At 40.9% G+C, this 23,078-nt stretch carries 20 protein-coding genes and 1 pseudogene; 15 read left to right on the top strand and 6 right to left on the bottom strand.

The annotated features are described in order from the left end of the window. Positions 1 to 3 precede the first annotated feature (3 nt). The 3 genes from liaF to B0I26_RS07455 are packed head-to-tail and all read left to right on the top strand — an operon-like array spanning position 4 to position 2,406. A complete protein-coding gene (gene liaF / locus B0I26_RS07465; protein WP_111644824.1) occupies positions 4 to 738 on the top strand; it encodes a cell wall-active antibiotics response protein LiaF in 735 nt (244 codons plus the stop codon). After that, the gene (locus B0I26_RS07460; protein ID WP_111644823.1) at positions 735 to 1,781 is read left to right on the top strand and encodes a sensor histidine kinase; all 1,047 of its coding nucleotides are present in this window, start codon (positions 735 to 737) and stop codon (positions 1,779 to 1,781) included. The genes liaF and B0I26_RS07460 overlap by 4 nt, the downstream gene beginning before the upstream one ends. Next, positions 1,774 to 2,406 (top strand): response regulator transcription factor, encoded by a 633-nt coding sequence (locus tag B0I26_RS07455; RefSeq protein ID WP_111644822.1) that lies wholly within the window; start codon positions 1,774 to 1,776, stop codon positions 2,404 to 2,406. Before B0I26_RS07460 ends, B0I26_RS07455 begins: the two co-directional genes overlap by 8 nt. Before the next feature lie 81 nt (positions 2,407 to 2,487). Here B0I26_RS07455 and alaP read toward each other — a convergent pair whose 3' ends face one another. After that, on the bottom strand, positions 2,488 to 3,888 hold the full coding sequence (alaP, locus tag B0I26_RS07450; RefSeq protein ID WP_111644881.1) for an alanine permease AlaP: 1,401 nt from the start codon (positions 3,886 to 3,888) through the stop codon (positions 2,488 to 2,490). A 579-nt stretch (positions 3,889 to 4,467) separates the two neighbouring features. On the opposite strand from alaP, the gene B0I26_RS07445 reads away from it, so the two are divergent. From B0I26_RS07445 to B0I26_RS07430, 4 genes and pseudogenes are all read left to right on the top strand, one after another. Beyond that, entirely contained in the window at positions 4,468 to 5,175 is a 708-nt protein-coding gene (locus B0I26_RS07445; protein WP_111644880.1) for a TrmH family RNA methyltransferase, read from the top strand. Positions 5,176 to 5,365: 190 nt separating this feature from the next. Then, positions 5,366 to 5,566 (top strand): annotated as a pseudogene (locus tag B0I26_RS07440) (carbon-nitrogen hydrolase family protein); the annotation flags it as partial. A 261-nt stretch (positions 5,567 to 5,827) separates the two neighbouring features. Then, positions 5,828 to 6,325 (top strand): cation:proton antiporter regulatory subunit, encoded by a 498-nt coding sequence (locus tag B0I26_RS07435; protein WP_111644821.1) that lies wholly within the window; start codon positions 5,828 to 5,830, stop codon positions 6,323 to 6,325. Between the two features lie 6 nt (positions 6,326 to 6,331). Next, on the top strand, positions 6,332 to 7,555 hold the full coding sequence (locus B0I26_RS07430; protein ID WP_111644820.1) for a cation:proton antiporter: 1,224 nt from the start codon (positions 6,332 to 6,334) through the stop codon (positions 7,553 to 7,555). Positions 7,556 to 7,646: 91 nt separating this feature from the next. Here the strand turns inward: B0I26_RS07430 and putP are convergent, their stop codons facing one another. From putP to B0I26_RS07405, 5 genes are all read right to left on the bottom strand, one after another. Further along, positions 7,647 to 9,098: a sodium/proline symporter PutP gene (putP, locus tag B0I26_RS07425; protein WP_111644819.1), complete on the bottom strand. Its 1,452-nt coding sequence runs from the start codon at positions 9,096 to 9,098 to the stop codon at positions 7,647 to 7,649. Between the two features lie 381 nt (positions 9,099 to 9,479). Further along, on the bottom strand, positions 9,480 to 10,316 hold the full coding sequence (gene pdxK / locus B0I26_RS07420) for a pyridoxine/pyridoxal/pyridoxamine kinase (protein ID WP_111644818.1): 837 nt from the start codon (positions 10,314 to 10,316) through the stop codon (positions 9,480 to 9,482). Positions 10,317 to 10,380: 64 nt separating this feature from the next. After that, a complete protein-coding gene (gene alr / locus B0I26_RS07415; protein WP_111644817.1) occupies positions 10,381 to 11,544 on the bottom strand; it encodes an alanine racemase in 1,164 nt (387 codons plus the stop codon). 244 nt (positions 11,545 to 11,788) lie between these two features. Next, complete coding sequence (gene ald / locus B0I26_RS07410) at positions 11,789 to 12,922, bottom strand: alanine dehydrogenase (protein ID WP_111644816.1); 1,134 nt, start codon at positions 12,920 to 12,922, stop codon at positions 11,789 to 11,791. 114 nt (positions 12,923 to 13,036) lie between these two features. Beyond that, the gene (locus tag B0I26_RS07405) at positions 13,037 to 14,275 is read right to left on the bottom strand and encodes a PucR family transcriptional regulator (protein WP_111644815.1); all 1,239 of its coding nucleotides are present in this window, start codon (positions 14,273 to 14,275) and stop codon (positions 13,037 to 13,039) included. Positions 14,276 to 14,725: 450 nt separating this feature from the next. Here B0I26_RS07405 and B0I26_RS07400 point away from each other — a divergent pair, with 450 nt between their 5' ends. The 8 genes from B0I26_RS07400 to B0I26_RS07365 all read left to right on the top strand — a co-directional run bounded on the left by B0I26_RS07400 (position 14,726) and on the right by B0I26_RS07365 (position 22,986). Beyond that, on the top strand, positions 14,726 to 15,406 hold the full coding sequence (locus B0I26_RS07400) for a GntR family transcriptional regulator (RefSeq protein ID WP_181502778.1): 681 nt from the start codon (positions 14,726 to 14,728) through the stop codon (positions 15,404 to 15,406). Further along, positions 15,403 to 16,464: a tartrate dehydrogenase gene (locus B0I26_RS07395; RefSeq protein WP_111644814.1), complete on the top strand. Its 1,062-nt coding sequence runs from the start codon at positions 15,403 to 15,405 to the stop codon at positions 16,462 to 16,464. Before B0I26_RS07400 ends, B0I26_RS07395 begins: the two co-directional genes overlap by 4 nt. A gap of 75 nt (positions 16,465 to 16,539) precedes the next feature. After that, positions 16,540 to 16,998, top strand: coding sequence for a tripartite tricarboxylate transporter TctB family protein (locus tag B0I26_RS07390; RefSeq protein WP_111644813.1), 459 nt, complete (start codon positions 16,540 to 16,542; stop codon positions 16,996 to 16,998). 20 nt (positions 16,999 to 17,018) lie between these two features. Further along, positions 17,019 to 18,536, top strand: coding sequence for a tripartite tricarboxylate transporter permease (locus B0I26_RS07385; protein WP_111644812.1), 1,518 nt, complete (start codon positions 17,019 to 17,021; stop codon positions 18,534 to 18,536). 49 nt (positions 18,537 to 18,585) lie between these two features. Next, positions 18,586 to 19,599, top strand: coding sequence for a tripartite tricarboxylate transporter substrate binding protein (locus tag B0I26_RS07380; protein ID WP_111644811.1), 1,014 nt, complete (start codon positions 18,586 to 18,588; stop codon positions 19,597 to 19,599). 266 nt (positions 19,600 to 19,865) lie between these two features. Continuing rightward, on the top strand, positions 19,866 to 20,363 hold the full coding sequence (locus B0I26_RS07375) for a PTS sugar transporter subunit IIA (protein ID WP_111644810.1): 498 nt from the start codon (positions 19,866 to 19,868) through the stop codon (positions 20,361 to 20,363). A 183-nt stretch (positions 20,364 to 20,546) separates the two neighbouring features. After that, a complete protein-coding gene (licT, locus tag B0I26_RS07370) occupies positions 20,547 to 21,380 on the top strand; it encodes a BglG family transcription antiterminator LicT (protein WP_111644809.1) in 834 nt (277 codons plus the stop codon). Positions 21,381 to 21,594: 214 nt separating this feature from the next. Beyond that, positions 21,595 to 22,986: a sucrose-specific PTS transporter subunit IIBC gene (locus B0I26_RS07365; protein WP_111644808.1), complete on the top strand. Its 1,392-nt coding sequence runs from the start codon at positions 21,595 to 21,597 to the stop codon at positions 22,984 to 22,986. The last annotated feature ends 92 nt before the right edge of the window (positions 22,987 to 23,078 follow it).

The raw sequence follows: 23,078 nt of genomic DNA, 5'->3' as shown, positions 1-23,078 counted from the left end.
CTCATGATAAACCAACTGAAAAATGATTTTATTAGCTGGGTTCTTTTTATTGGAGTCATTCTTTTCTTAGGAGAACTATTGTTTTTCCATGGGGGCGCAATTTTTTTCTTAATCATTGCGATTGGCTGTATTTATATAGGACGAAAGCGGATGCCGCGGATATCTGGAACAGGTTTGTTTTGGTTTGGTGTCATCAGCTTAATTATTTTAGTTTTTAATATGTTCGCATTTAAATTTTTGTTATTTGCTTCTCTTATATATGTGATTATTCATTTTGTCCGCTCAAAACAAAAACCAACATATATCACTCCCGTCATTCAAGAGGCTGAGAGGATTCCATCCGGAGAATCTTTCCTTAGAAGAAAACCATTATTGAAAAATGTTTTGTTCGGAACTCAAAAGACACCGGAACATGTATATGAATGGAACGATGTAAACGTTCAAACCGGTATTGGCGATACGATTATTGATTTAAGTTATACGTTGCTTCCTAAAGGCGAATCTGTTATCGTGATTCGCAATATTCTCGGAAACATTCAGATTATTGTACCTTATGAGATTGAAGTGAGCGTTCATCATTCGGTTATTGCCGGCTCTGTTACAATCTTCGAGCACAGTGAAATGAAAGTATGGAACGAAACGCTCCATTTCCAAACAGCAGGATATGAAAATGCGCCGCAAAAAATTAAAATTGTCACCTCTATGATTGTCGGAAACTTAGAGGTGAAACGAAGATGAATATACTGCAGAGGCAAATTGTGATTGGTGCGAGTCTCGCTTTTTTCGTGTTTCTTTTTGTGATGGCAACGGCTTTTGTCGTATTTCCTTTATCAGACTGGTCTTTATTATGGAAACAAGAGATTATAGATGTTCCGTTTATTATTTTTGTTTCCGGTATTAGTGTATTTATTGGTATCGTCTTTGGTGTTGTTTCTGGTCTTTTTTTGAAAAAGCAGCTGTACATTGTAGAAGATGTGTTAAGGCAAATCGAGCAAGGGCAGCAGGCAGAAATAAACGAGCCGTTGCGTTTTAAAGAGTTAGAATTGATTAGCGCACGCATTGGAAAAATTCAAAAGCATCTTGCCGAGCAGACAAAGCTGTCGCAAAGGCTTGCGAGCGAGAAAGCAGAAGAACAAGAAAAGCGCATTCAAGAGATTGTTTCCCAAGAACGTCATCGTTTAGCCCGTGAGCTTCATGATTCCGTCAGCCAGCAGTTGTTTGCGGCTTCCATGCTAATATCTGCCATAAACGAAGCAAAAACAATTTCTGACAATGTGCAAGCAAAACAACTCAAGTTAGTCGAAGAGATGATTCATCAATCACAGCTGGAAATGCGGGCGCTTCTCTTACATCTTCGCCCTGTTGCCTTAAAAGGAAAGTCGCTGCAGGAAGGAATTCAAGAGCTGCTAATCGAATTACAGCAAAAAGTTCCAATGAAGATTCAATGGAAAATTGAACATTTTTCGCTTGATAAAGGAATCGAAGATCATTTATTCCGTATTTTACAGGAGTCCGTTTCCAATACGCTTCGCCATGCGAAAGCGACAACGCTCGAAGTGCTATTAGTGAAGCGCGGCAGCCTTGTTATTTTGCGTGTTGTAGACGACGGAATTGGATTTGATGTTGAACAAACAAAGACGGGATCATATGGATTGCAAAATATGCACGAGCGTGCCTTAGAAATTGGCGGAACGTTGCAAATTGTCAGCGTACCGAATCAAGGGACGCGCTTGGAAGTGCGTGTTCCGCTGCTGTCGTTAGAGGGTGAGGATAATGATTAAAGTGTTGTTTGTCGATGATCATGAAATGGTAAGAATCGGTGTATCCGCCTTTTTGTCTTCACAGCCGGACATCGAGATTGTCGGCGAGGCCGATAATGGAAAAAAGGCGGTAGAAATGGCTTTAAATTTGCGCCCGGATATCATCTTAATGGATTTGGTCATGCCGGAAATGGACGGAATTGAAGCGACAAAAAAAATTATTCAAGAATGGCCGGAAGCAAAAATCATCATTGTAACAAGCTTTCTTGATGATGAAAAAGTGTATCCGGCATTGGAAGCAGGAGCAGCCAGTTATATGCTAAAAACATCAAAGGCCAATGAAATCGCCAATGCCATTCGCGCCACCTATTACGGCCAGTCGGTTTTAGAGCCGGAAGTAACGAACAAGATGATGGCGAAAATGCGCAAGAAAGAGAAACGCCTTCCCCACGAGGAATTAACGAATCGGGAAATGGAAGTTTTGTTGTTGATGGCTCAAGGAAAGACGAACCAGGAAATTGCCGATGAGTTGTTCATTGCGTTAAAAACGGTAAAAGTGCACGTCAGCAATATATTAAGTAAACTCGGAGTCCAAGACCGCACTCAAGCAGTCATCTATGCATTTAAACACTCTTTAGTAAAATAAGAAGAGGCTCGCCCTAAAGCAAAGTGTCAGCCTCTGCAAGTTGTGCGCGGGGTCAGACGCTTTTAGGGCAGCCTCTTTTCATTAGCTGACTTTTGTGTTTTTTGCAGTAGTTTCTTGATTTCGTTTATGCAATCCTTTGCCGTAGTAAAACGCAATTAAGATGGCATACCAAATTGGACCGACCATTAAAGCAATTCGTGTATCAGGGAAGTAGGCCATCAACCCGATGACACCGGTTAAAAAGGCAAGCGCGATATAAGAACTGTAAGGGAAGAAAGGCATTTTGAATTTCAACTGTTTTTGGTGGTCAGGACTTAAGCTTTTCCGGAAACGAATTTGTGATAGTAAAATGACGGCCCAAGTCCAGACGGCACCGAATGTTGCAATGCTTGTCACCCATGTAAATACTTTTGCAGGAACGACATAGTTCAAACCAACACCGATGAGCAATGCGGTTGCGGACGCTAAAATCGCTGTACCAGGTACGCCGCGTTTTGTTAAATTCGCATATTTTTTCGGAGCTTCCCCTTGTTGTGCTAAGTTAAATAACATCCGTCCTGTGCTGAAAATACCGCTGTTGCACGAAGACAATGCCGCTGTTAAGACAACAAAGTTAATGATTCCCGCAGCGGCAGGAATGCCGATTTTTTCGAATGTCAGTACAAACGGGCTTCCTTTTTGTCCAATTTCAGTCCACGGATAGATAGACATGATAACGAATAAAGCACCGACATAGAAAATTAGAATTCGCCAAAAGACAGAGTCAATCGCACGTGTTAATGATTTTTGCGGGTTTTTTACTTCGCCGGCTGTTACACCGATCATCTCAATGCCTAAATAAGCAAACATCACCATTTGTAAAGACATTAACACGCCGGTAATTCCGTTCGGGAAAAATCCGCCATGCTTCCAAAGGTTGCTGATTCCAGTTGCAACGCCGCCGTTACCCAAACCAAAAATAATCATGCCAAGGCCGACTAAGATCATAAAGACAATTGTGACAATTTTAATAAGGGCAAACCAAAACTCGAGTTCTCCATAGGCTTTCACGGCAAGGAAGTTTACGGCCGTCATAATTACTAGTGCCGCTAATGCCCAAATCCATTGCGGAGTTTCCGGGAACCAATATTGCATATAAATTCCAGCTGCTGTAATCTCCGCCATACACGTAACAACCCATAAAAACCAATAGTTCCAACCGGTTAAATAACCGGCTAAAGGACCTAAATAGTTACGCGCATAACGGCTGAAGGAGCCGGCAACCGGATTTTCAATCGCCATTTCACCAAGCGCGCGCATAATTAAAAACATGACGGCTCCGCCGATCGCATACGCCAAAAGAATCGCTGGCCCTGCCATTTTAATTGCAGAAGCAGAACCAAGGAATAATCCAACCCCGATCGCTGCACCAAGGGACATAAGAGTAATATGTCTTTCTTCCAGCCCCCGATGCAACTCTTTTTCAGGACCGTTACTTTTCATAAAAAATTCTCCTTCCCCAAGAAATAATTTTAAGAAAATAAATAAAATTTTAACAAAATAAAATAAAACGCTTACATTTTTGTTTTGCAAAAAATATCCTATTGGATTGCCTAAGGAATTTTTGAATGAATATACGGCTCGTTTTTAATATATATAAAATGAATATGTTTGTAAATAATTTTTTTAATCAAAAACATTTATAATATCGAAAAACTATTATTATAAAAATTAAGTGTTTATCTTCCTTTAGCGAAAGTCAGTGTTGGGAAGGTAAGCAGAAATGAAAATGAAAGCTTTTAGAAAAACCGGATAAAGAACGGGTCGTTTCCAAAAGAAGAGGTTTACTTTATGAACCAATCATAATATTTTTATGTGGTTGTGGCTCTGACCCTTTGTTGGAAACAGCTGCTTTTTTGTTTTAGATTGCTATTGATCGCAGTAAATGATTGTGGTTTGTGCAGCAAAGATAAATCATGTAAAATGAAACTCGTTCTAAAACGATGTCAATAAAAATTCGTACGATATAACAATTTTTTTCAGAGAGAGGAGGAGAAGGAGATGGATCATTTTGCTGCGAAGATGTCGTCTGAGGAGGCGAAAGCTTTTATTGAAAAATTAAAAGCAGAAGGGTTGTTAACAGAGGAAAACCGTATTGTTTGGGAAATGATTGTTCCTGAGCGTCTAAAGCGGATGTACGATGTATTAAACCGACGTACCCGCTATATTACTGTTTTGACAGAAGGAGTCGACGACCCTCATAACCAATCAGCCGTATTGCGTACAGCCGAAGCATTTGGATTGCAAGATGTATTTGTCGTAACAGGAAAGGCACCGTTTCGACCAAATAAGTTTGTTACCCGCAATGCGGATAAATGGTTAAACATCTATCAAAAACCGGATATCGCAACAGCAATTAAAGACTTGCAGGCAAGCGGATATCAAGTATTTGCCAGTTACCTCGGTGAAGAAACGATTCCACTTAAAGAAATGGATTTGTCAAAACCGACAGCACTTTTATTCGGCAATGAACATTCGGGAATTTCTGAAGAGGCAATTCGTTTGGCGGACGGGAAATTTATGATTCCGATGCAAGGATTTGTCCAAAGCTTTAATATTTCAGTCGCCGCCGCTCTAAGCTTATATGATGTAACGGAACGGGCGAGAAAAATCGCAGGTGAGCGTTATTATTTAACCCGCGAGGAGAAAAAAGAGATTTATGAAAAATGGATGATGGACACGCTTAATCCAAGAGTAAGAAAAATGATTGAAATAGGGGCTATTTCCTAAGGCTGGTTTACATCGATGTATGTATCTATATAAAAGAGGAAAGAGGTTGTCTTCAGCGAAAAAAGACAACCTCTTTTTGAGTAAAAAGGACGTGTAATCAGCGTTGTAATTTGACAAGAAAATTCTTAATTATATACGACCTGCTGTAATATAATCTTGTTTATGAGCGAGAGAAAGGAAGTGAAGTCAAGTGCGTGTATCAGCTGTTCAATATCATCTTCATACGATTCATTCTTATTAGGAATTTGTTGACCAAGTGACACATTATGTGAAAACAGCGCAAGAATTCGAGGCAGACTTCGTGTTGTTTCCAGAGTTTGTGACAATGCAATTAATGTCGATTCCTAATGACAAAAAACAAGCGCAAACGATTGAAGATTTGCTAAATTTTCCTGCTCAACAATCCCGTCCAAGTAGAATAAAAAAGTGACACTCCAATACAGCAATTAATTAAACAATTTTCCCCGAAAAAATTGAAACTTTTGTATGTATTTTTACGTAAAATAAGTTGTTAATTCCGTTCACTATTGTTTGTGAAGCTAATTTTGATAGCGGCTCACAATATGATTAGAAATAACATGTGAAAGCATATCTAAGTAACTAATGGAGTTTGTACACTCTAATTCTATAATCACAAAAGGAGGATTAGAAAATGAATATTCGAGAAAGCGAACTTCCTGGAGTTGGAAAAAAATTTGAAGTGTTTACGAAAAACAAGGACAAAATGGTGATTATTATTCATGATAATGGTCGAAGAGAGCTTTATTATTTTGAACAGGACAATTATGAAGATTATGTGGCCAGTGCTGCTTTCGATGACACTGAAGCTAGACAAATCGCAGCGATTATCGGCGGTATGACATATAAACCGAAAGCGCTGGAGAACATTGAAATTGCTTTTGATGGGCTGGTCATTGAATGGTTTAAAGTGGAACAGGGTGCCCAAGCGGCCAATCAATCCATCGGTCAATTAAATGTCCGTCAATCTTTTGACGTAAATATCATCGCTATTGTCAAAAAGAACCATCAAATCATCCATACCCCTGGGCCTGAAAATATCATTGAAGAGGGGGATACACTTATTGTTTCAGGTGAGCGTACTCAAGTAAAGAACATGGTCAAAGAGCTGTTGGCTGGAAGGGGGTCTTAACATCCGATGACAAATCATTTAGTTTTGGAAGTCGGTGTAGCTTTGATTTTAGTTGCTATTGCAGCATTATTGGCTGGAAGATTAAACTTCTCCATTATCCCTTTTTTAATTTTGTTAGGGATGGCCGTAGGTCCTCATGCCCCTCAATTTGGAATTATCGATCTTACATTTATTGAGAGTTCGGAGATTATCGCATTTTTCGGACGTATTGGCGTATTGTTTTTATTATTCTACCTTGGTTTAGAGTTCTCCATCGGTAAACTGATCAGGTCCGGTCGCTCCATTGTCGTTGGAGGCTCCATTTATATCCTCATTAATTTTAGCCTTGGTCTTTTGTATGGTTATATTATGGGATTTCCTTTTCTTGAGATTTTGATTATCGCAGGTGTTATTACGATTTCATCGAGTGCCATTGTCGCAAAAGTATTAGTCGATTTACGAAGAACAGCTAACCCTGAAACCGAATTAATATTAGGGATTATTATGTTTGAAGATATTTTCCTTGCTGTTTACTTATCAATTGTCTCAGGATTAATATTGGGCGACTCTACTTCACTTGGAGGAACATTGTTATCAGTTGTCATTGCTTTAGGTTATATGCTATTATTCTTCATCCTAGCTAGAAAAGCTACACCTTTTATAAACAAACTGCTTAATATTTCCTCGGACGAAACCTTTGTCATTGTTGTATTTGCCACCTTGTTCTTTGTAGCAGGGTTCTCCGAAACGATTCATGTTGCAGAAGCGATCGGTGCGTTGTTATTAGGTCTGGTTCTCTCGGAAACAGAGCATAGTGATCGAATCGAGCATCTGGTCGTTCCTTTTCGTGATTTCTTTGGAGCCATTTTCTTTTTCAGCTTTGGATTAAGTATTGATCCTTTTACGTTAGGTGAATCTGTCTGGCTTGCAATAGGAGCGGTTGTATTAACGATAGTCGGTAATTTTGTAGCAGGTATGATCGCAGGCAGAAGAGCAGGATTGTCCCATAAAGCCTCCTCTAATATCGGATTAACTATTGTGTCAAGAGGGGAATTCTCTATCATTATGGCCAATCTAGGGATAGCCGGTGGTTTATCAGCCAGCCTGAAACCTTTTGCTGCTTTATATGTGTTGATATTAGCTATAATCGGTCCCTTATTAACTAAAGAATCCAAACGAATTTACGAATTCCTAAACAAGATATTTAAATGGAATAAACCTGCTGACAAAAGAATGACAGGCGTTCAATAATAGATGATTTAAAAACCCTTGAGAACATCAATAGAGGTTGGGCTTTATAATAAAACCCTTCTCAAGACGAGAAGGGTTTTTTCCTTTTTTATTATAAAGCTTGCTTAAATTTATCAAACTGCTCAACCACTTGCTCAGATGGTTTTGTCAATAAGCTTACAACGACAATCGCGATTAAGCTCGCGGCGAAGCCCGGAATCATTTCATATAAAAGATTTTTTAAATAGTCAAACTGTGTCCAAATGATAACGGTGCTTGCACCAGCGATCATCCCCGCAAGTGCGCCCCATTTTGTCATGCGTTTCCAGCCTAAGCTTAATAAAATCACCGGGCCGAATGAAGCCCCGAAGCCAGCCCAGGCATAGCCGACAAGCGCTAAGATGGTATCATTTTGCTCAAATGCTAGCGCAGCAGCTACGATGGATACAATTAACACAGAGAGACGGCCTACCAATACCAGTTCCTTATCAGAAGCGGAACGACGGAATAATACTTTATATAAATCCTCTGTTAAAGAGCTTGATGTTACGAGCAATTGTGAAGAAATGGTACTCATAATCGCCGCTAAAATCGCTGCCAGCAGGAAACCGGTGATAAGCGGATGGAATAAAATCTCACCAAGTTTAATAAATACGGTTTCTGGGTCTTCAAGTGTAAGACCTTTTTGCGAGAAGTAAGCGATTCCAAAAAATCCCGTAAGCATAGCTCCGACAATGGAGAAAATCATCCAGCCCATACCGATGCGGCGAGCGCTTTTCATTTCTTTTACGGAGGAGATTGCCATAAAGCGGACAATGATGTGTGGTTGTCCGAAATAGCCAAGTCCCCATGCAAAAAGCGAAATGATGCCGAGGAAGCTTGTTCCTTTAAATAAGTCTAAAAGAGCGGGATCAATGTCGCGAATGGTTGAAACTGTGTCGCCTGCCCCGCCTGTATGGAACAACGTAACGACAGGAACAAGTATTAAGGCAATAAACATAATGAGACCTTGCACGAAGTCTGTCCAGCTTACCGCTAAAAATCCGCCAAAAAGTGTGTAAGCAACGACAACGCCGGCGACAATCCAAAGACCAGTATGATAGCTAAAGCCGAAAGAGTTTTCAAATAGGACTGCTCCTGATACAAGACCAGAGGATACATAGAATGTAAAGAAAATCATAATAACGAGACCGGAAATTAATCGTAACACTTTTGAAGTGTCATTAAAGCGGTTCTCTAAAAATGCTGGAATTGTAATCGAATCGTTTGCTACTTCTGTGTACACTCGTAAACGCGGCGCTACATATAACCAGTTAAAATAAGCACCAAGCGTCAAACCGATAACGATCCATGCTGCACTTAAACCTTGCGCATACATTGCTCCCGGAAGCCCCATTAAGAGCCAACCGCTCATATCCGAAGCACCGGCACTTAATGCCGTAACTGCAGGACCTAACGTACGTCCGCCAAGCATATAGTCGGAAAGGTTGGAAGTACGTTTATACGCCCAATAACCAATGAAAAGCATCCCCACCATGTAAATGACAACAGAAGTTAATACCATGGTGTAACCCCCTTTGTTATGTTTTTACTTTTCAAAATTGTTAATTAAAATAATAACGAAAGAATACTATTTATTCAATAGTAATTACATTTTTTATACTGTAATATAACACCAGGGATAAATATGGAAAATATCATATATTCAGTTTAAAAATTTATATATTTAACTAAACATTGTTGTTTTTTTAAAAAAATATTCTTAATTATTAAAATTTTATAGACAGTTAAACAAGATAATTCGAAGCATGAACGAAATTGTTTTTATCGAATTGTGACAAAACGAAAAGGGGCTGACCCAGAAGTGTCTAACCTTATCCACAATATATATACTATGATTATGATTGTGGGGGGGACACTTCGCTTGAGTCAGCCTATTTTTCGGTTAATTATTCGTTAGTAATTCTTTATTCTCTTTGTATAGGCGGTATGCTGCATGATTGGTAGGTCCGACATATTGATTTAACGGGAATGAATAGCGAATCGCTTCAGTAATAAACGCCTTCGCTGTAACAATCGCTTCTTTTACCGATTTTCCTTTTGCTAATTCGGCAGTGATTGCTGCGGAATAGGTGCAGCCGGCGCCGTGAGTATGTGTCGTGTCAATGCGGTCCGATTCTAAAATTTCAAACGTTTTACCGTCATACAAAACGTCGACTGCTTTTTCATGCGGAATTTTGTTACCGCCTTTAACAAGAACGTATTTTGCCCCAAGCTCGTGAATTTTTGCCGCCGCTTCTTTCATTTCTTCAATCGTTTTAATTGGCGCTTGTCCGCTTAATTGAGCTGCTTCAAATAAGTTTGGTGTCACGACTGTTGCTTTTGGCACAAGCACTTCGCGATAACATACCGTATTTTCCGGATGCAGTGCTTCATCGGCGCCTTTACATACCATGACAGGGTCAACAACGACATTTGTCAGCTGATGCTTTTCAATCGTTCTTGCCGCCAGCTCAATAATGTCAGTCGTTGGAAGCATACCTGTTTTCATCGCGTGGATGCCGACACCGACGATAATTGTTTCAAGCTGTGCCTCTATCGTTTTCAAGTCAATCGGAAATACTTGATGAAACCAATTGTTGTGCGGATCCATTGCGACAATTGTTGTTAATGCGGTCATGCCGTAAACGCCGCGCTCTTGAAATGTTTTTAAATCCGCTTGGATTCCCGCGCCGCCGCTGCTGTCGGAGCCAGCGATGGTTAACGCTTTGTACATCGTCATAAAAGCTCCCTCCTGTGAAAAACGTCTGCCTATATATTCTATCAAAAATGTTTATCTTTCGCTGTCAATGAGATTCAAAAAGCGGGTTCGTAATTTTACCGATTTCATTTTGATACCGGTAGATGCGCGGCACGCGTTTGCCGATTAAACAAACAACTTCGTAATTAATCGTGCCCATAAGTTTTGCCACTTCATCGATTTGCTGGTCGGCAAAAATCGTTACTTCATCGCCGACTTTGACTTCCGGAATGGCTGATACATCAAGCATTGTTTGATCCATGCATACTCTGCCGACAATTGGCACTTTTGTATTTCGGACCGTCATTGTTCCGCGATTGGATAATAAACGTGATAATCCGTCAGCATAACCGACAGGAATCGTCGCGATGATGGCTTCACGTTCTGTTTTGTATGTGCATCCATAGCTAATGGCCTGTCCGCTTTCCACTCGTTTTAATGCGGCAATTTTTGTTTTGAAAGTTAACGCTTGTTTAAGAGCGAACGATTGATGCTTGATATCTGGCGACGGAAGCAAGCCGTAAAGACTGATGCCGACACGAACCATATCAAGATGGAACTCTGGGAAGCTCATCGTTGCTGCACTATTACAGCAATGTTTCATCGGGATTTCAATACCATGTTCACGTAAGTAGCAAATCACTTCCATAAAATTAGCAAATTGTTGGTTTGTATAAGATGGATCAGGATTATCAGCATCAGCAAAGTGCGTAAAAATGCCTTCAAGGATAATCTGATCAGATGATAACGCTTTCTCGGCAAGTTTTAATGCTTCTTCTTTTGTTTGTACACCAATTCTGCCCATCCCCGTATCCACTTTCAAATGGACTTTTGCTTGTTTGCCTAAATTCGCTGCCTGTTGAATAATCGAATCGAGTACTTCTTCCGAAAACAACGTCATTGTAATGTCGTGTGTAATTGCTGCTTCGACGTACTGGGGAGCGGTATAGCCGAGAATTAAAATCGGGGAGGTTATGCAGGCCTTTCGCAGCTGCAATGCCTCGTCTAAAAAAGCAACTCCTAAATAATCAGCTCCCCCCTTAATGGCCGCCTGAGCTACTTCCACTGCTCCATGGCCGTATCCGTCTGCTTTAACAACCGCCATAAAGCGGCAATTTGTATTTAGCTTTTCTTTAAATTGCTTCACATTATGCTCAATGGCGTCTAAATGAATTTCCACCCATGTATCGCGATGATGAGTAAACGTCATAATTGATCTGCCCCTTTGTTTTAGTTGGAAAAAAAGCCGAATACAGAGACTGACCTAACGGCAAAGTGTCGGACCCGACAACCATAAATATATAGTACTATATATTTATAGATTATGCGTAAGGTCAGACACTAATTGGTCAGTTCCGTATCGGCTTTGAAAATATATATCCTAAAGTTCCTTGGGGAGAAAATTTTATTTTTGTCTGTTGTTTGCCTTGGCCAACAAGTCTTTTGAAAGCAGCTTAGTTCGTAGCTAGTTCTTTTTCTAATGCTGTTTCAACCGGCACATATTCATAGCCAAGATCGCGGGCAACAGCTTCGTATGTGATTTCACCGTTTGCTACGTTTACGCCCAATTTAAGTGCTGGATTTTCTGCAATCGCTTTATGAACTCCTTTGTTCGCGATTTGCAACGCATATGGAATGGTTACGTTTGTTAATGCGATGGTTGATGTTCTTGGCACAGCGCCAGGCATGTTTGCCACTGCGTAGTGAACAACGCCATGTTTAACATATGTTGGGTTGTCGTGAGTTGTGACGTGATCGCTTGTTTCGACGATACCGCCTTGGTCAATGGCAACGTCAACAATGACAGAGCCTGGCTTCATTGCTTTAACCATTTCTTCTGTTACAAGCTTTGGAGCTTTTGCACCCGGGATTAATACGGCACCGATAACAAGGTCAGATTCCGCTACTGCTTGCGCAATGTTCATTGGGTTAGACATTAATGTGTTAATTTGATTGCCGAAAATATCGTCTAACTCGCGAAGACGATCGGCGCTTAAGTCGATGATTGTTACATCAGCACCTAAGCCGATTGCCACTTTCGCTGCGTTTGTTCCAACAACACCGCCGCCGATGATCGTTACTTTACCGCGGCTGACGCCTGGAACACCGCCAAGAAGAATACCTTTGCCGCCTTTTGGTTTTTCAAGGAATTGTGCACCGATTTGCGCTGCCATGCGGCCAGCTACTTCGCTCATTGGTGTAAGAAGCGGAAGTGTGCGGCCTACTTGTACTGTTTCGTAAGCAATGGCGATAACGCCTTTTTCTTTTAATGCTTTTGCTAATTCAGGTTCAGCAGCAAGGTGTAGGTATGTGAATAAAATTAAACCTGGACGGAAATATTGATATTCGCTTGCTAAAGGCTCTTTTACTTTCATAACCATGTCTGCTTGAGCCCATACATCAGCAGCATTTTCAATAATTTCTGCGCCTGCATTCATGTAGTCTTCATTAGTGAAACCGCTTCCAATTCCTGCGTCTTTTTCGATAATGACTTTATGACCAGCATTTACAAATGACATAACTCCAGCAGGAGTGATGGCTACACGATTTTCATTATTTTTTATTTCTTTTGGTACACCAATAATCATTGGTTGAGTTCCTCCCTCATATAGGTCTTTACTTGCAGTATAAACCGTTTACACGATTTTTTCTTTGTTTATAAGAAAAAAAGAAGCGGCCTATTTTTGTGGATTTCCACAAAATTAATGCAGCGCTTCATATTTGGAAAGTTTAATGTCAATGTATAGTTTTAATTTTTGATTAATATCTTTTAAATCAATCTCGCCAATTTCCGCGATGCGTTTTAAGCGATAAGAGAGCGTGTTTGTATGAATGTTTAACGCTTTTGCTGTTTCGTTCACATTGCTGTCGTGGTCAAAAAACACTTCAAATGTTTCAACTAAATTCGTATGATGTTTTTCATCATATGCTTGTAATTTGTGAAGCGAAGAATTGATAAGCTCGCCTTGTCGTTTTTTTTCTAAAAGCAAATCAAAAAACTGGTATATTCCTAATTGTTGGTAGCTGTAAATAGCGGCCGTTTCCGTTGGGAATTTTTCTTTGATTGTTAACACGGCTAAAGCTTCTTTGTAACTTTTTTCAATATGTTCATATGTTTCATAAACGCCGCCAAAGCTGCTTTTGATACTATTGACATGAAATCGTTCATTCATTTTTGTAGCGAATGACGCCATAAATTGATTGAATTCATGGATAGGCTGAGCCGTCGATTTAGGAGCGGCTAGTAAAATAAAGTCGTGACGGTCAATCGTGTGAAGGAGCACTTGGATTTGCTGCGTCGTTTGCAAAACGTAAGAAATTTGTTTCTCCATCTCATTTGTAATCTCATTCGCAAACCGGAAGATGAGTACGGAAAATAACGGAGCGGTTGGAATCTGCATCATCGCAAAATTTTCTTTAATCTCTTCATTGGCGGTAATATGTCCGGTCAACAGCTTCCAAAAAAATTCCTGCACCCGCTCTTCTTTTTTATTTTTTCGCATATAAAGCTGCAATACTTTATTTTTTGCCGTTTTTGCCGCTTGTTTTAATAATTCCATATCGTCTTTTGATAGGCTGCGGTCGGTTTCAAGCGCCCAAATAAAGCCGATGACTTCATCATTTTTCCAAATCGATACGGCTACGCGGTTGCCAAGGCCTACGTCTGAGATGGTCTCAACGCGTACCGGCTCTTTGCTGCTTAATAATGTTTGAATAACTCCTTGTTTCCAGAGACTATTAATCACTTTTTCCGGAACACGGCGGCTAATGATCGTTGCAGTGCGCGCCGGATCTGTATAGTCGTCATGGGCGCTGTAGGCAATGAGGCGATGGTTTGCGTCCTCAATCGTAATCGGGCATTGTAACAAATCACTAATTCGATCGGCGAATTCTTCCAAACTATCAAAATTCCCTTTGAATGGATCATTGTGATACGTCATCTTCTTCCCTCGTTCTGTAAGGTAGTATTTGTGGAAAGGAACAAATGAAAATTTCGTTTGTTTTCTATTGTAGCGGTTATACCGGTGTTTGTGAATGGAGTCATTGTAGAGGAAGTTGATTGGGGATTGGATATGCTTTTTGTTCATACGCTATCCGCTCCTTTTTGCAATACTTATGAGCAAGTCGTTTAACTAGATAATTACGTGATGCCCCTTGAAGTATTAAGTACGAAATACGATTTTCGCAAGTCGGGCTTTGATTTACTGGAAACACTGTTTTTCTCATATGTATGGGCGGCAGCATAAATTTCGTAGTCTTGGTTAGGATATTTGTGACAAATTTGTGATAAAGTTATTGACGAAAAACGGGGGCATATAATACAATTTTAGCAAACCAAATCTGTCGACAGACGACATGAACAAGTGAAGAGGATGGAGTTGGATTAGTTTATGGTGGAGAAATCCCCCCCTTTTTACGACCAAATATATCATTCATTGCGCCAAATGATTTTTCAAGGGGTGTTTCGTCCAGGAGAGCGCATTTACGAAGCGAAGTTGGCGCGGGAGTTCAACGTGAGTCGCAGCCCGGTACGCGAGGCGGTGAGGGCACTGGAGAAAGAAGGATTGCTAACGGTAGATGATAAGTCTCGGATCACGGTTTATCAGCCGACCATGAAGGATGTAGAGGAAATTTACCAGTGTCGCATGGTACTGGAATCATTAGCTGCTAGACTAGCTGCACAACAGGCAAGCAACGAAGAGCTAAAAGAGATTGAAAAAGTTCTTGAGCAGACGCAGGCACAAATTGAAAAACAAGGGAAAGATGATACAGTAATTGCACTCAATGTTCATTTTCATGATCTGATTGTTCAGTTTAGCCAAAATCGCCGCCTGCAAAAACAGTTGCAGGAGCTCCGGTCGCTCACCTATTACTATCGCGCAATTAATTTTCAAGGCGAAGGACGGGAAAGACAAATCCTGCGGGAGCATCAACATGTATTCCAATTGATCAAGGAACGTGATGCAGAGCGCGCAGCGAAGGCAATGGCGGAACACATCCATAATGATCTGCTGCATTTACAACAAGTTTTGCAAGGGGAACGTGGAAAAACAGAGGGGGAATCGGTATGAAACAGTTTGAACTGGCCGTCATTCCGGGAGATGGGATCGGCAAAGAAGTAGTACCAGCTGCGTTGGACGTGTTGCGGACAATTGCGGAGGTGCATGGCGGTCTGAAATTTAAGTTCGTGGAGTTTCCCTGGGGTTGCGATTATTACGTCGAACACGGGAAAATGATGCCGGATGACGGATTGCAGATTTTGCAGGGATTTGATGCTATTTTTTTGGGAGCGATCGGCAACCCGCATTTAGTGCCTGATCATATTTCGCTCTGGGGACTACTGTTGAAAATTCGACGCGAATTTGAACAGGTAATTAACATTCGCCCGGCCAAATATTTCCGAGGGCTGCAGTCACCGCTGGCCAATCCGAACGACTTCGACCTGATTGTGGTGCGGGAGAACAGCGAGGGGGAATACAGTGAGGTTGGCGGCCGGATTTATCGAGGAAGCGATGAGATCGCGATCCAGAACGCAGTGTTTACCCGTAAAGGAACGGAACGGGCTATGCGGTATGCGTTTGAGTTGTCCAAAAAACGGCGGAAGCATGTGACGAGCGCCACTAAATCGAACGGGATCTTCCACACGATGCCGTTTTGGGACGAAGTATTTGCTGAAGTGAAACAGGATTATCCGGAAGTTGAGACAGCTTCGTACCATATTGATGCGATGGCTGCGTTTTTTGTCACACGGCCGCACATGTTTGATGTGATTGTTGCCAGCAACCTGTTTGGCGATATTCTTACTGATCTAGGTGGGGCGATCATGGGGAGCATTGGCATTGCACCGGCTGCCAACATCAATTTAAATGGGAAGTATCCGTCAATGTTTGAACCCGTACACGGTTCCGCTCCGGACATTTATGGTAAAGGCATAGCCAATCCGATCGGACAAATTTGGACTGCCAAGATGATGCTTGATCATTTTGGGGAAGAGGAGTTAGGGAGCGTATTATTGAAGATCGTCGAGGATGTCACAGCGGACGGTATCAAGACGCCGGATATTGGCGGAAAAGCGACTACCCGTGAGGTTACAGACGAGATTTGCCGACGGTTGAAGAAATTAGTGTAGCATGTTATAAATTATCAGAACATTGATAAAAATCAAATAATAATATCTTAATACTAGCTGGTAAAGGGGGAGACTATGTTATCGAAAAATATGTGGTCTGACCGGATTGGGGGATTTATAAGTATTATTTTCGGGATAGTGGCAATAGCAGAAGCAGTACGTTTGTATCCGAATCGAATTGATTTATTTGTGGGAGACCACACAATGCCGGGATTGATTGGCGGGGTCATGATTTTTCTCGGATTCTTAATGTTTTTTGTAAAGGGAGAGCGATTTACTGTTGAGTTTGCTGACCGCAAAACAATGATAAAAATTCTTCTCACGATCGGTCTGTTATTCGCATATTGGATTTTGCTGCAAATTTTAGGTTATTTAATCAGCACGCTTGTCATTTCGATGTTTTTGTTTAAGGTTCTTGGTTCTTACAGTTTCTATAAATCTGTTGTTTTTGCTGTTGTGCTGACAGTGCTTCTTTACGTGTTATTTATTTTGTGGCTTTCGATACCTTTCCCGACTGGGATTTTAGGTATATAAACGCGGGGGGTGAATTGTGAATGGAAGCAGTTAGTATGCTTCTCTCTGGTTTTGTGGAAGCGTTTACACCTATGAATTTGCTGGCAGCATTAATAGGTGCACTCGTAGGAACATTAGTTGGTATGTTGCCGGGACTAGGGCCTACTTCCGCTATTGCTATTTTGCTCCCATTAACGACGGTGCTTGGTCCGACACAGGGGATCATTATGTTAGCGGGAATTTACTACGGTGCTATGTATGGGGGTTCCACTACTGCCATTTTGCTTAACATTCCCGGTGAAGTTTCGTCTGTTCCAACCTGTCTGGATGGATACCCGTTAGCTAAACAAGGGAGGGGAGGAGCAGCACTTGGCATCGCGGCGATTGCTTCTTTTGTAGCAGGCGTAATGGGAGTAATTGGACTTGTTTTCTTTGCGCCGCTCCTTGCCGATCAAGCTTTGAAATTCGGCCCTCCTGAATACTTTGCGCTAATGACATTGGCGCTCACTGTCATTGTAAGCTTAGCGGGTAACTCGATTCTTAAGGGATTGATGATGGGAGTTTTCGGATACTTGCTTGCAATGGTAGGTATGGGTCCATCGGGGCAAATACGCTTTAATTTTGGCATTGACGAGTTAAGTGCCGGCTTTGACATGATTAGCATTATTATTGGTTTATTTGCCATCACTGAAGTATTAAAAGGGATGGAAGAGAAACAGGATGCTATTTCCATCGGAAAAATTGGAAGCGTTTACCCGAGTATTTCAGATTTACGAAAAAGTTCGAAATCGATATTCCGGGGTGGTCTCGTTGGTTTTCTATTGGGACTTTTGCCAGGATGTTCAACAGCCGTTTCAACATTTCTGGCTTATGATTTGGAAAAGAAATTGTCAAAAACTCCTGAAAAATTTGGCCAAGGAGCAATTGAAGGAGTTGCGGCACCTGAATCTGCCAATAATGCCACGAGTTCCGCAGGATTCATACCTTTGTTTGCTCTAGGGATTCCAAGTTCCCCGCCGTTGGCCATTTTGCTTGCAGGACTGATGATTTACGGGCTGGCCCCGGGACCGGTTTTGTTTGAACAGAATGGAAGCTTTGTCTGGACTGTAATTGCAAGTATGTTTATTGGTAATATTATGCTGCTAGTATTAAATTTGCCTTTGGTAGGGATTTGGGCCAGATTAACTCAAATTCCTTTCGGTGTAATAGGTCCGGTTATTTTAGTTCTTTGCTTTATCGGGTCATATACGGTTCGGAACAATTTGCTGGACGTATTTGTAGCATTAGTATTCGGAATTTTGGGATATATTTTCCATAAATTCCGGTGGCCTGTAGTTCCCCTTGTTTTGTGCTATATTTTGGGGCCGATGTTAGAGCAGTCGTTCGTTCAATCGTTGTCAATGTCTGGGGGTAATTTTTGGATTTTCATCGAACGACCGATTTCATTATCCATTCTTATAGCTTCTGCCATCCTTCTGTTTGTTTCTTTAATATTGATTCGGCGTACGAAATTGCGGGCGAAAGAAGCTGTTGGTTCTGAAGTAGATATCGCTGGTTAAAAAATCAGCGTTTTATAAATTTTATAAAAATAAACTAAGGGGGTAATCAATGATGAGGAGAAAAGTAGCAGGGATGCTGGCTAGTCTTGTATTGTTAGGAGCTGTGATGGTTGGTTGTTCAACAGGAACAAATTCCACCGCAAAGAAAGAGGAGCCAAAATATCCGACAAAACCAATTGAAATTACTGTACCTTTTGCTGCTGGGGGAGGAACCGATCTTAATGCAAGAGCAATGAGTGAGTATTTAAGTAAAGAGTGGGGGCAGCCAATAAATGTTGTAAACAAAACGGGAGCAGGTGGTGCGACCGGGACTCTTGAAGTTCTGAAGAAGGGGTCAAAAGATGGATACTCCATATTGACTCAAAGTGTTTCGGCTGTATCAGCATCATTTGCAGGGAACCCAAACCTGCCATTTAAAATGGAAGATTTGCGGTTTATCGCAAGACTTGCGGTCGACCCGCTGGCGTATGTCGTAAAAGCTGATGCTCCGTGGAAAGATTTAAAAGAATTTAATGAATGGGTAAAGAAAAATCCGGATAAGTTAACATTTGCTAGTAACGGTACAACAGCGATTGCAACGTTTGGCGTAATCCAGTGGATGGATAGTATCGGAGCCGATTTTTCCAAAGCGAAGCTAGTTACGACCAATGGCTCTGGTGACGCACTTCCAAAGGTAGCTGGTGGTCATATCGTACTTGGTGTTCAAGGGGTCAGTGAGGTAGCGAACTTAGTGAAAGCAGGAAAATTGAAAATACTAGGAATCGCATCGCCTCAAAGAAGTCCATACTTCCCTGATGTTCCTACCATGGAGGAACAGGGTGTTAAAGGTATTACAGTTACGCAATGGTATGGGGTTTCTGCACCGGCTGGCATTCCGGATTATGTAGTGAAGAAGTGGGAAAGTGCCATTGAGAAAATGTTAAACGATTCAGCTTATCAAGAAAAAATGAAATCTATCCTTGTTCAACCTGATTATTTAAACTCTGAGGACTTCACAAAATATGTAAAAGAAGAAACGGAAAAATTTAAACAGATCGCTAAAGAAAAAGGGTTGATAAAATAATCATTGCATCGCATATTGAAATTAAATTGGTGGGTAAATATTGTCATGAAAGTGCGAAAGCAGCGATAGAAAAATAAAATCTCTCAATAGCTTTTGTCCGTTTGACAAATCAAGAATTTCCATTTAATCTAAAATAAAAAATTAATCACGAGGGATTGTTACTGGTCATGCAGGCAAGACCTAAGGCGATGACGGCAATTATCGCTTTAGGTCTTTTTTGTCTAATTGGAAATTTTTTATAAAAATAGAATGAGGAGGTTGGTAACATGTTAGGAAAATTATTCGGTAAAAAGGAAAAGAAACAGACAGAGGCCGTGTTTTCTCCGTTAACAGGGAAAATTATTAAAATGGAAGACGTTCCTGATCCTGTATTTTCGCAATTAATGATGGGAGACGGAATTGCGGTTGAACCGGCTGAAGGAGAGGTTGTTGCTCCTGTGAATGGTGAAATTGTACAGCTATTCCATACAAAGCATGCAGTTGGTTTACGCTCAGAGGCAGGTTTGGAAATTTTAATTCATATTGGTTTAGAAACAGTCACGATGAACGGTGAAGGATTTGAAAGTCACGTTCAGCCGGGAGAAAAGGTAAAGGCGGGACAAAGATTAATCACCCTTGATTTAGAACTTGTGAAACAAAAAGCGAAAAGCACGATCACGCCAATCGTCATTACAAACGGTGAACTTGTGGCGGAAATGAATAAAACGAAGGAGATAAACGCAGTGAAAGGTGAAACAATCCTGCTTAATATTCAAGTGAAGTAATCGAATGAGAAGCTTAACTTATAAGTGTCTGACTTTACAGCCCAATATCTCATGCGCTTATTAAACATAATGTACTGTATTATATATCGTGGGAGTAAGGTCTCTGACACTTTATTTATTGTTGCTTTGTGCACCTTATCATTATAATGTAGAATAGCCAACAATAAGTCGAGGAGAAGAGTTATGGCATTTAGAATCCATAAAATTTTAAACAATAATGCTGTCGTTGTGCTGGATAATGGGCAGGAGAAGATTGTTATGGGTGCCGGAATTGCCTTTCAAAAGCGGAAAAACGACATTATTCCAAGCGCAAAAATTGAAAAAATTTTCGTCATGGAAGAGGAAAACGAAAAGTTTCAAGAATTGCTGCGAACGCTGCCGGAAGAGCATATTCAAATTGCTGAAGAGATTATTAGTTATGCGGAAGGAGAACTGAAAGCTCCTTTAAACAATCATATTCATATTGCGCTTACGGACCATTTATCGTTTGCGATTGAGCGGCTGCAGCAAGGATACCGGATTCAAAATAAATTGTTGAACGAAATTAAAGTGTTGTATAAGAAAGAATATCAAATTGGTTTATGGGCGAAACAGTTAATTAAGGAACGGTTAGGTGTCGATATTCCTGATGATGAAGCAGGGCATATCGCACTTCATATTCATACGGCAAAAATGGACGCTGTCAGTATGAATAAAACATTGCAGCAAACGACTCTCATTCGTGAAATGATTGAAATTATTGAACGGGAACTTCATATAAAAATTGACGAAGAAAGTATTTCTTATCAACGGCTTCTCACTCATTTACGATTTGCTATTAATCGGATTGAAAACAATGAAATGTTTCATTCAATGGATTCGGAAATGCTGGAGCTTATCAAAACAAAATATCAAAAAGAATTTAAATGCGCTGCCAAAATAGCACAATATGCGAAACAGGAGTATAACCTGGAGTTTCCTGATTCGGAGCTTGCCTATATCACGTTGCATATTCAACGGCTTAAGGAGAAAAATTAGTGTTGACGCGAGATGTCGAATCGATTATTATGAAAGCGTATTAATAAAAAATAATATGTTGGGATTGTTACTGGTCATGCAGGCAAGACCTAAAATGTACGAAGGGAAAGGCAGACGTATCTGTCTTTAAGATTCCTTTGTATATTTTAGGTCTTTTTTGTTTTCTTCCATGTACGCGTACATACAATACCAATGAAAGAGAGGAGTTAAGAAAATGAATTACAGTGAGGTTGCTAAACAGCTCATCCCGCTTTTAGGCGGACGCGACAATATTGTGAGTGCAGCGCATTGTGCGACCCGCTTGCGTCTTGTTTTGAAAGATGAGAAAAAGGCAGAGCAAAAAGCGATTGAAAATCTTGAAGGCGTTAAAGGAGCGTTTGCCAGCTCCGGACAGTACCAAATTATTTTCGGTACCGGTGTTGTCAATAAAGTGTATGAAGCGTTTGTAAAAGAAACGGGGCTGCAAAATGTAAGCGCTGACGCACACCAAGAGGCAGTTAAACAAAAAATGAACCCTGTCGTCCGTTTTGCGAAAACTTTGTCTAATATTTTCGTACCGATCATTCCAGCGATTGTCGCCAGCGGTTTGTTAATGGGACTGTTAGGAATGATGAAAGTTTTTAAGTGGGTGGCCCCGGATAGCGCATGGGTTGTTTTATTAGATATGTTCTCAAGTGCAGCGTTCATTATTTTACCGATTTTAATCGGTTACAGCGCGGCAAAAGAATTTGGCGGCAATCCATTTTTAGGGGCTGTTATCGGCGGAATTATGACACATCCGGCTCTTTTAAACCCTTGGGGATTAGCGGAGGCAAAACCGGAATATTTAGATTTTCTTGGGTTTAAAGTCGCAATGATTGGTTATCAAGGAACGGTTATTCCTGTTTTGCTTGCCGTTTACGTCATGAGCAAAATTGAAAAAGGATTGCGAAAGGTAGTACCGCATGCGATTGACTTATTAGTTACTCCGTTTGTTACAGTTATTTTGACAGGTTTTGTTACGATTTTAGTCATTGGACCGTTAGGAAATGCACTCGGCGATGGCATTACAACGGTGTTGAATTTTATTTATGACAACGGCGGCGCGTTAGCCGGCCTCATTTTCGGCGGACTGTACTCCATGATTGTTATTACCGGTGTACACCATAGCTTCCATGCAATTGAAGCAGGGCTGTTAGCAAAATTGGGTGTAAACTATTTATTGCCGATTTGGTCGATGGCAAACGTAGCGCAAGGCGGTGCCGGCTTAGCTGTATTTTTAAAAGCAAAACGCGCGAAAACGAAAGAGGTTGCTCTTCCATCTGCTTTGTCTGCATTTTTAGGAATCACAGAGCCCGTCATTTTCGGTGTGAATTTAAAATACCGTAAACCGTTTATCGGGGCGGCAATTGGTGGGGCGTTAGGCGGTGCGTATGTCGTCTTCACTAATGTCGTGGCGAACGCATACGGCTTAACAGGTATACCGATGATTGCAATCGTTGCACCAGAAGGGATGCAAAACTTAATGAACTATTTAATCGGCTTTGCCATCGCTGTCGGAACAGCATTTATCACAACGCTTCTGCTAGGATTCAAAGAGGAAGAATCATCCACTATAATCAAATAAAAGTGATTCGAGGCTGACCCGAAAGCCAAGTGTCAGAACCTTCGACACAATATATAGGCATAACAAAGGTTAAATATATATTGTAGAATGCG

The sequence above is a fragment of the Paranoxybacillus vitaminiphilus genome (assembly GCF_003259935.1).
In the GTDB taxonomy this organism is placed as follows: Bacteria; Bacillota; Bacilli; order Bacillales; family Anoxybacillaceae; genus Paranoxybacillus; species Paranoxybacillus vitaminiphilus.
This window is presented reverse-complemented; position numbering and strand designations above follow the sequence as displayed.

What these genes read in the sequence shown, in the direction of transcription:
- putP (WP_111644819.1), bottom strand. Translation starts at nt 9,098, where the DNA reads ATGGTATTAACTTCTGTTGTCATTTACATGGTGGGGATGCTTTTCATT.
- B0I26_RS07385 (WP_111644812.1), top strand. Translation starts at nt 17,019, where the DNA reads ATGGAAGCAGTTAGTATGCTTCTCTCTGGTTTTGTGGAAGCGTTTACA.
- B0I26_RS07380 (WP_111644811.1), top strand. Translation starts at nt 18,586, where the DNA reads ATGATGAGGAGAAAAGTAGCAGGGATGCTGGCTAGTCTTGTATTGTTA.
- B0I26_RS07455 (WP_111644822.1), top strand. Translation starts at nt 1,774, where the DNA reads ATGATTAAAGTGTTGTTTGTCGATGATCATGAAATGGTAAGAATCGGT.
- B0I26_RS07390 (WP_111644813.1), top strand. Translation starts at nt 16,540, where the DNA reads ATGTTATCGAAAAATATGTGGTCTGACCGGATTGGGGGATTTATAAGT.
- B0I26_RS07365 (WP_111644808.1), top strand. Translation starts at nt 21,595, where the DNA reads ATGAATTACAGTGAGGTTGCTAAACAGCTCATCCCGCTTTTAGGCGGA.
- pdxK (WP_111644818.1), bottom strand. Translation starts at nt 10,316, where the DNA reads ATGACGATGTACAAAGCGTTAACCATCGCTGGCTCCGACAGCAGCGGC.
- licT (WP_111644809.1), top strand. Translation starts at nt 20,547, where the DNA reads ATGGCATTTAGAATCCATAAAATTTTAAACAATAATGCTGTCGTTGTG.
- B0I26_RS07400 (WP_181502778.1), top strand. Translation starts at nt 14,726, where the DNA reads ATGGTGGAGAAATCCCCCCCTTTTTACGACCAAATATATCATTCATTG.
- B0I26_RS07435 (WP_111644821.1), top strand. Translation starts at nt 5,828, where the DNA reads ATGAATATTCGAGAAAGCGAACTTCCTGGAGTTGGAAAAAAATTTGAA.
- liaF (WP_111644824.1), top strand. Translation starts at nt 4, where the DNA reads ATGATAAACCAACTGAAAAATGATTTTATTAGCTGGGTTCTTTTTATT.
- B0I26_RS07445 (WP_111644880.1), top strand. Translation starts at nt 4,468, where the DNA reads ATGTCGTCTGAGGAGGCGAAAGCTTTTATTGAAAAATTAAAAGCAGAA.
- B0I26_RS07460 (WP_111644823.1), top strand. Translation starts at nt 735, where the DNA reads ATGAATATACTGCAGAGGCAAATTGTGATTGGTGCGAGTCTCGCTTTT.
- alaP (WP_111644881.1), bottom strand. Translation starts at nt 3,888, where the DNA reads ATGAAAAGTAACGGTCCTGAAAAAGAGTTGCATCGGGGGCTGGAAGAA.
- B0I26_RS07395 (WP_111644814.1), top strand. Translation starts at nt 15,403, where the DNA reads ATGAAACAGTTTGAACTGGCCGTCATTCCGGGAGATGGGATCGGCAAA.
- B0I26_RS07430 (WP_111644820.1), top strand. Translation starts at nt 6,332, where the DNA reads ATGACAAATCATTTAGTTTTGGAAGTCGGTGTAGCTTTGATTTTAGTT.
- alr (WP_111644817.1), bottom strand. Translation starts at nt 11,544, where the DNA reads ATGACGTTTACTCATCATCGCGATACATGGGTGGAAATTCATTTAGAC.
- B0I26_RS07405 (WP_111644815.1), bottom strand. Translation starts at nt 14,275, where the DNA reads ATGACGTATCACAATGATCCATTCAAAGGGAATTTTGATAGTTTGGAA.
- B0I26_RS07375 (WP_111644810.1), top strand. Translation starts at nt 19,866, where the DNA reads ATGTTAGGAAAATTATTCGGTAAAAAGGAAAAGAAACAGACAGAGGCC.
- ald (WP_111644816.1), bottom strand. Translation starts at nt 12,922, where the DNA reads ATGATTATTGGTGTACCAAAAGAAATAAAAAATAATGAAAATCGTGTA.